3 protein-coding genes are annotated in these 7987 nt (G+C 61.9%); 1 reads left to right on the forward strand and 2 read right to left on the reverse strand.

All coding sequences use genetic code 11. The features are described from left to right. Window positions 1–1105: 1105 nt before the first annotated feature. Together U1708_RS20240 and U1708_RS20795 are read right to left on the reverse strand one after the other, a co-directional pair. Window positions 1106–1360, reverse strand: a complete 255-nt coding sequence (locus U1708_RS20240) for a hypothetical protein (protein WP_332748079.1) — start codon at window positions 1358–1360, stop codon at window positions 1106–1108. Window positions 1361–1407: 47 nt separating this feature from the next. Then, window positions 1408–1779, reverse strand: a complete 372-nt coding sequence (locus tag U1708_RS20795) for a cyclic-phosphate processing receiver domain-containing protein (protein WP_443030098.1) — start codon at window positions 1777–1779, stop codon at window positions 1408–1410. A gap of 586 nt (window positions 1780–2365) precedes the next feature. Here U1708_RS20795 and U1708_RS20245 point away from each other — a divergent pair. After that, the gene (locus tag U1708_RS20245; protein ID WP_332748081.1) at window positions 2366–7885 is read left to right on the forward strand and encodes a DUF3320 domain-containing protein; all 5520 of its coding nucleotides are present in this window, start codon (window positions 2366–2368) and stop codon (window positions 7883–7885) included. The last annotated feature ends 102 nt before the right edge of the window (window positions 7886–7987 follow it).

Here is a 7987-nt window from a genome sequence, read left to right on the forward strand (position 1 = left end):
CTGTGGTTCCGGCGGGGTCGCTTGCTCATCTTGCTTCCTCTTCGCGGCCAGCATGGCCGCTGTCAGATCGGCAATCCACTTATCCCCGCTGTTCAGATTCCTAGAACCACCTCTCTTATGACGCGGAGGACGGCTGGGCATACGACGCCTTGCGCTGAATCAACGCTCGATCGAGGTGGCTGACGGCTAAATACCGCGGCGGTGATGTGCCAGGTTCCAATCTTTGTGACGCTTGGCGCACTCCAAGCCACCCTCCGGCAAACGACGGCTTGGTATAGAAATACCGAAAGTGAGGCATGGCGGTTGGTTGCACCACGCAACCGGCCGCCTTCCGAGGCGGTCCGCGCCAACGAGAGGCTCGGAAATGGTGGGGCAAGGCTCGCAAGACAGCGCCATCACTCAATCCGCACCTATGCGGCTACCACCGCGAGTTATGCACTTTTCAGACCTCAAATCTGAATAGGTCCACTTCGTACCAAAATGAACAAAAAACGACCTCGTTTCCATATTACTACGTAGTAAGTAATATACCGGATCCAGCGCGAGTTTCGACATGAAGCACGAAGCCAGCGCAATCCGAGAATCTTTAAACGCGCGCGCCCGTTTAGCGCGCATACGCGAGCGAGCGCACTAGTAGCGCGCATACGCGAGCGTGCGCACTAGACCCGAAGTCCCGCGGCGATCAGCGCGAAGCGCGGCAACGCGGTGTAGGCTCCTTAATCCCCCGCAGATCGTGCTCAAGTCGGCCTATGCCGTGCCACCGCATTATTGGAACCGAAGCGCGCATAGTGCGGCATATGAAGGCTTCTTCGTCGCCAGAGAGTCGGCGGATGGTACCGATGGCTCGTTTAAGACGCTTCCAGGGCCGCTAGAGCGCCAAAACCTGTAGATAGCTAGTCCTACCTGCCTCTCGCTTAGATTGCCGCTGTAGGAGCTTTGTCCGCGGGCCGGCACGCTTCGTTACCAGCATAAGCCCATTCCGTTCGCCCTTGGCGTTGGCGACGCAACGATGATCGACCTGCCCAGCCCTTGGGTCTCGCCTGAGCGCTTGGCCGTCTTGGTTAAAGCTCAACGCGATTGGGTAGAGGCAAACTTGGTTCGGCGTTCAATGCGCTAATATGACGAATTTTGTGAATAGCACGCCGAAAGAGAACAGCGCGATCCCGACAGCCATGCCTACCCCGGAAAGGATCCACGGGGACGTCGCCCATCCCTCGAGCCTGTTCAAAGCCGCTAGATGTTGTTCCTGGGACTTCTCCATGATCTGCTGATTAAGTATTTCAATCCGCTTGGCACGATCTTGCGACTCGTTGTCTTCTGCGAGCCGATCGGCCAGCGTCGTTAGCTCAGATTGGGTCATGGATCGCTTCTCCGTTTTGCACCGCATGTAATTCGAGAGCCAGCAACTCATGTGATCTCCCAAGGGTAACTCGTTACCCGTAGTCGACAAGGCGAACATATTGGCAGAATATCGTGCCGATGCGCCCGCTCCAACAGGCGACGCATATTTGCACGACCAACGGGATAAGCGCTGTGCGGCACGACCAATCTGAGTTGATCGAATCCTGCCGGCCGATCCATCGCTTCGTCTATCAGCAGATGCATACAGTGCTGCCCACTCGGCAATGTGAAGCCAGCACCATCGCTACCGAGGTCGTGATCGAACGCTATTATCGTCGGTCGATACAAGCGGATTGCGGCTAGGAAAGCAGTTGCATCACGAACAACGTGCCAGTCCCAGGTGGGCGGAGACCTGTCGTCATCGAGAAATATTCGCATAATCAGATCTCGTTCTCGTATATCGCCTCCAGTTCTCGCGCGAGATCAGGGTGATTATTTTCAAAATAGTAAGAGATAATCCTGAGGAAGAACTTCCACCTATGTGCGTATCCTTCTCTATGTTGAGCTATACCAATCATCCCTAAAACCGGACTTAATACTAAAGCTGAAAAAGTCGACTTACCCGACATGAACAAAACCCCATACCGCCATTGCATTGCTGCGATTCGGACCTACCAATACATGGCCTAACTCCCGATGTCGCCCATAAAAAATATAGTTCTGCTAGTCGACGGGCTGGGTTCGCATAGTCGACCACACACATGCACTTGATAGTTTACTTATTAAGAACGAACGGTAAGCCAGAAGATGACGTCCACACGACCCATTGTGCTTCAATTTTGACCCGTTTGCCGAGTTTCATTCGTACGAAGTCCTAAAGGCAATCAATACCAAATGACCCGGGTACTGCCTATTGCCGGCGTCATAATCGAGCCCAAGCCATCCGCGGCTGACCAAGTTGTGGTAGACTTGGTTACCTTTTTCGCGCCTTATCGCCGCAAGTATCGCGAGGCGGGGGCGGAAATTGGCTACAGTACCGAGTATCGAGCAGGACGAGCCGACCGTTTCGGTGTTCCAGAGCGACCTTCCCATAGATGAGAAGCTGGATCGCGCGCGGACGGAGCTCCTCGATCTCTCGGCGAGAAACCGGCTGCTCAATATGCCACGCGCGGCGAAAGGTGCAAAGGCGGTCGAAGTCGTCGACGAGGTCAGCAGCGAGATTTTCCGCATGCTCGTCGTTGAGACGCGCCCCTTCTCGTTCCTCGCGGGCAAGGCGGCACCTGCCGGTGAGCAAGCCAGCGAAGACGCGCCCGCGGAGGAGTCGGACGAGATTGCCGATCTTGCTCAACCTGAGGATGACGTCGCCGACGAACGCGGTGTGTTTTCGCGCCACGTCGATACCCGTCTCCAGACCCGGCTGACGCCCAAGGGCCTGCAAAAGCGCCTGCTCGAGCTCTACTTCGATGCGCGTACGCTGGAGGAGGAGCAGGGCGTCAACATCCTCTATCTGACGCTTGGTGCGCTCAAGTGGATCGACCCTAACAATGCCGCGAATATCCGGTTCGCGCCGTTGGTGCTCGTGCCCGTGCAACTCGAACGCGGCAATGCGGGCGAGAAGTTCAAGCTAAGGATGCGGCAGGAGGACTATGCCTCGAACCTGTCGCTGGAGGCGTTTCTCGACCGCGCGCACGGCATCCGGCTGCCGACGTTCGAGGGCGGTGAGGATTTCGATCCGGTAGCCTATTTCGAGGACGTCGCCGAGGCCGTGTCGTCGAAGCCCGGCTGGGAGGTTCAGCCCGACGTCGTCGTGCTGGGCTTCTTCTCGTTCGCCAAGTTCCTGATGTACCGCGATCTCGATCCGCAGACTTGGCCGAACGGCGGCAAAATCACCGAGCGTGTGCTCGTCCGCGGGCTGCTGGCCGAAGGGTTCCAGGGCAGCGCGGGCATGATCCCCGAAGATGCCAATATCGATCCGTTCATCCCGCCATCCGAGATGCTGCATATCGTCGACGCGGACAGCTCACAGGCGTTGGCTGTGCACGAGGTGCGACGCGGTCGCGACATGGTCATCCAGGGGCCGCCGGGAACGGGCAAGAGCCAGACGATTGCCAACATCATCGCGTCCGCGATCGCCGACGGAAAGACCGTGCTGTTCGTCGCGGAGAAGATGGCCGCGCTCGAAGTTGTTAAGCGCAGGCTCGACGCGACCGGCGTCGGCGATGCGTGTCTCGAGCTTCACAGCAACAAGGCCAACAAGCGTGCAGTGCTTGAAGAATTGCGGCGAACATGGGAGCTGGGCGCGCCGAAACATCAGGATGCCGGAAGCCTGCATGCCCGGCTGACGATCGCGCGCGACAGCCTGAACGGTCACGTCCAGCGGATGCACACGCCGCATCCAACATCCGGGCTCACCCCTTTTCAGGTGATCGGCCAACTGAGCCGGTTACGGCTGGACGGTGAGAAGCCTGGCGATCTGATACTGGTCGAACCGGAAACATGGTCGGTCGATGACTTCGCCGAGCGTCATAACGTGATTGGTGAGCTTGCCGAACGGATCACGTTGATCGGTCGCCCCGGCGAGCACGCGTGGCGCGGCGTCGGCCTGTCCTCGATTCTGCCGACGGAGGTCGAGCGGCTTGAGGAAAGGCTCATGGTGATGATCGAGAAACTCGCCGGGCTCGACGCCGCGCAGGGCAGTCTTTCGGCCCGTCTCGAACTGCCGCCGATGGTGTCGCTCGGCGACATCGGTATCCTCGTCATGCTGGCGAACCGGGTTGCACAGGCGCCTGCGATCGAGAGGACTGCACTCGCGGACGCGGTTTGGGAGCGTCGCTTCGACGAGATCGATCGGCTGCTCGTAACCGGCCAACGCCACGCCTATCTCCGTGGCCATCTCGCGTCGTCTGTAACGGAGAGCGGCTGGACGACCGACCTGTCGGAAGCGATTGCAGCTCTGCGCGCGCTGCCATCGACGTTCGCGCTCGCAGATTTTGAGCAGGTCGGTGCGCTGGCGACAGTGCTGCCCCGGTTGCAGGCAGAAGCGGGCGCGCTGGCGCGGACGATCGGCCGTGATGCGCCCAATTCTGTCGACGAAGCCCGGAAGCTTGCCGCGATCGGCGAGCGCGTCGCCAATGCACCCGATGCCGACGCTGACGCCTTTGCCTCCGACGTCTGGAACTCGGGGGTTGAACGCGCCGCCGATGTCGTCGATGCGGTGGCGGCGTACGAGGATGCGGTCGCGGCGACGCCCGGAAAGCTGACCGATGCAGCCTGGGATCTGGACATGACAGGTGCGCGGATCACGCTCGCCTCGCATGGCAGCGGCTTCATGAAAATATTCAGCGGAGAGTGGCGGCGCACGAACCGGCTCGTTCGATCGGTGCTGACATCTCCGACGACGCCGCTCGACGAGACACTGTTGTTGCTCGACGCGCTCGCGAAAGGGCAGGCTGCGAAGCGGACGATCGAGCAGGAGAATGATTTCGCCCGCTCCGCCTTCGGGGCCGAATGGCGCGGCGAGCGCTCGACGTCAGCGCCCCTATTGAGCGTGGTCGAGTGGATGCGTTCGCTGCGCGGTCTCGGCGCCGAACCCCGCATCATCGCCGCGCGCCGGCCCGACCGCAGCGAAATCAACACGCGCGCTTTGCGAACCACGGCGCTGATCGAACAGGTCGCGCCGTCGCTGACAGCCCTATGGTCCGGTTTGGGTGATGCGCAATCGCTGGCGTTCGGCGATGCGCTGGCAGCGGACCGTGCCGATCTCGAAGCCTTGATGACCGTGGTGACACGGCTGCATGCCGCCGACACCGCCAGTTCGAGCGTGCTGGCTTCCGTGCCTGCCGATCTCGACGAACGCCGCCGGCTGCTCGACGACCTTGCCGAACTTCAGCGCAAGGATGTAGCGATCGTCGAACTGGCAGAGGTCGGCACTGCGGCGTTTGGAACGGCATGGCGTCGGACAAGCTCAGACTGGGCCGCTTTGCGTACCACCGCCGACTGGATCCAGGCGAACGGCGACATACGCCTTCTCAGCAGCAGGATCGACGACCGTGCGGAACCCGCTGCGGATGCGGCTCTGGTCGAAGCGAATGCCAAGGGTCTGCTCGAAGACCTCACCGCGATCGGCGAACAGCTTCGCCTGGATCTCCCCATTGCACTCGGCCGCGGGACGTTCGCCGCTACGCCGCTCGCCGATCTACACGCGCATCTGGAGCGCTGGCACCAGTCGGGCGAGCGGCTGACGCAGTGGACGGCCTATCGTGACCGCGCGGAGCGGACGTCGAAGCTCGGCTGCGACGATGTCGTCAAGCGGCTCGCCGATGGTCGCCTTGGAACGGACGGCGCCGTGCCGGCCTTCGAGATGGCCTATTACGAGGCGGTCTACGCCGACCAGATCAAGGCCGATCCCTACCTGGGCACGTTCGACGGCACGCTGCACGGTCGCTTGGCACGCGAGTTCGCCGACATGGATCGTCAGCGGATCGCAACCGCAAGCTTCGAGGTCGTGAAGGCGCATCACCAGGCGGTTCCGGCACGAGACGGCGGCGCGGTCGGTCCGCTCGGCGTGCTGCGCGCGGAAATAGCCCGCAAGCGCGGTCACATGCCGATCCGCAAGCTCATGGAGAAGGCCGCGCCCGCGGTGCAGGCGTTGAAGCCGGTGTTCATGATGAGCCCGTTGTCGGTGGCGCAGTTTCTAGCGCCCGGCCTGTTCGACTTCGATCTGCTGGTCATGGACGAAGCGAGCCAGATTCAGCCGGTCGACGCGCTCGGTGCGGTCGCCCGCGCGAAGCAGGTCGTCGTCGTCGGCGATCCGAAGCAGCTGCCGCCCACCGCCTTCTTCTCGAAGATGACCGGCGGCGCGGACGATGACGACGATGCAGGCACTCGCGTCACCGACATCGAGAGCATTCTCGGCCTGTTCACCGCGCGCGGCCTGCCGATGCGGATGCTGCGCTGGCATTACCGCAGCAAGCACCAGTCGCTGATCGCGGTCAGCAACCGCCAGTTCTACGAGAACAAGCTGTTCATCGTGCCGAGCCCCTACACCGCTGAAGCGGGCATGGGCCTGCGCTTCCACCGCATTCCACAGGGCGTGTTCGACGCCGGCGCCACGCGCACAAACATGGTCGAGGCGAAGGTCGTGGCGCAGGCGATCGTCGCGCACGCGCGCGATCATCCCGAACTCTCGCTTGGCGTCGCGGCCTTTTCCGCGGCCCAGCGCCGCGCGATCATGGACCAGCTCGAAATCCTGCGCCGCGGCCTTCCGGCGGAGGTCGAGACATTCTTCCAGATGCACCATTCCGAGCCGTTCTTCGTCAAGAACCTCGAAAACGTGCAGGGCGACGAACGCGACGTCATCTTCATCTCGGTCGGCTATGGACCCACGGTCCCGGGCGGCCGTGTGCCGATGCGGTTCGGACCGCTCGGGATGGACGGCGGCGAACGGCGGCTGAACGTGCTGATCAGCCGCGCCAAGCAGCGATGCGAAGTATTCGCCTCGATGTCGGACGAGGACATCGACCCCGATTTCGCCGGTACCCGTAAGGGCGTGCTCGCCTTCAAGCTGTTCCTGCACTTCGCACGCACCGGCAAGATGACCATGGCGGAGAGCACCGGCCGCCATCACGACAGCGTGTTCGAGGAGCAGGTCGCCAAGGCGCTGCAAGCCAGAGGCTATCAGGTTCATCGGCAGGTCGGCCTCGCGGGCTTCTTCATCGATCTGGCGGTATCCGACGCGGATCGGCCCGGCCGCTATCTCATCGGCATCGAGTGTGACGGCGCGTCGTATCACGACGCGCGATCGGCCCGCGATCGTGACCGGCTCCGCCAGTCGGTGCTGGAGAGCCACGGCTGGACGATCCACCGCATCTGGAGCACCGACTGGTTCCAGCGGCCCAAGGAACAGATCGACCTCGTCATCGCGCGGATCGAGGCAGCCAAGGCCGAGCATGATTCCCAGGCTGCCGGCGTGAAGGCCACGCGTGCCGTGAACGTCGAGATCACCACGCTCGAACGCGAAGGCTTCACCGAAGTCGGCTTGGCCGCGCCCGACATGGGCCCCGCGAGTACCCTGTACGAAGTGGCCGAGCTCACCCGCCCCTCGCATCTGTTCGGCGAACTCTACGAGACGCCGCGTGGCGCGTTGTCGATGCTCGCGGAAGAGGTCGTGCGGATAGAGGGCCCAGTCCACGCTTGCGAAGTCATAAATCGTATCCGCGACGCATGGGGACTGAAGCGAGCCGGCCCCCGTATTCAAGAGGCCGTCGAGGCAGCTATCGCGGTTTTGATCCGCGAAGGCCGCATCTCCGACGAAGACGATTTCCTCAACGTGCCGGGCCGCAAGCCGAAGGTACGAGACCGCAGCGCGGTTCGCTCCGCCTCATTGCGGAAGTCTGACACGCTGCCACCGGCTGAGCTTGAGATCGCGATACTCGACGTCGTGCGGATCAACTACGGCGCGACCGACGATCAGGTCATGCAGGCCGCCGCCCGCGCCGTCGGCTTCAAGTCGACCAGCAGCCAGTTGCGCGTAAGCGTGGTCTGAAGGTCGCCTTGTAGGCGGAGCGTTCAACGGGTTGATGGCGGCTCTTTGAACGGGGCCGTGATGTCAGACGAGACTATCGAACCAGCGGCAGGTGTAGCGAGT

Origin of the sequence: Sphingomonas arabinosi (assembly GCF_036663715.1) — a bacterium.
Classification (GTDB): Bacteria; Pseudomonadota; Alphaproteobacteria; order Sphingomonadales; family Sphingomonadaceae; genus Sphingomonas.

Coding starts and splice junctions, on each gene's coding strand:
- U1708_RS20240 (WP_332748079.1), bottom strand. CDS start 1,360: ATGACCCAATCTGAGCTAACGACGCTGGCCGATCGGCTCGCAGAAGAC.
- U1708_RS20795 (WP_443030098.1), bottom strand. CDS start 1,779: ATGCGAATATTTCTCGATGACGACAGGTCTCCGCCCACCTGGGACTGG.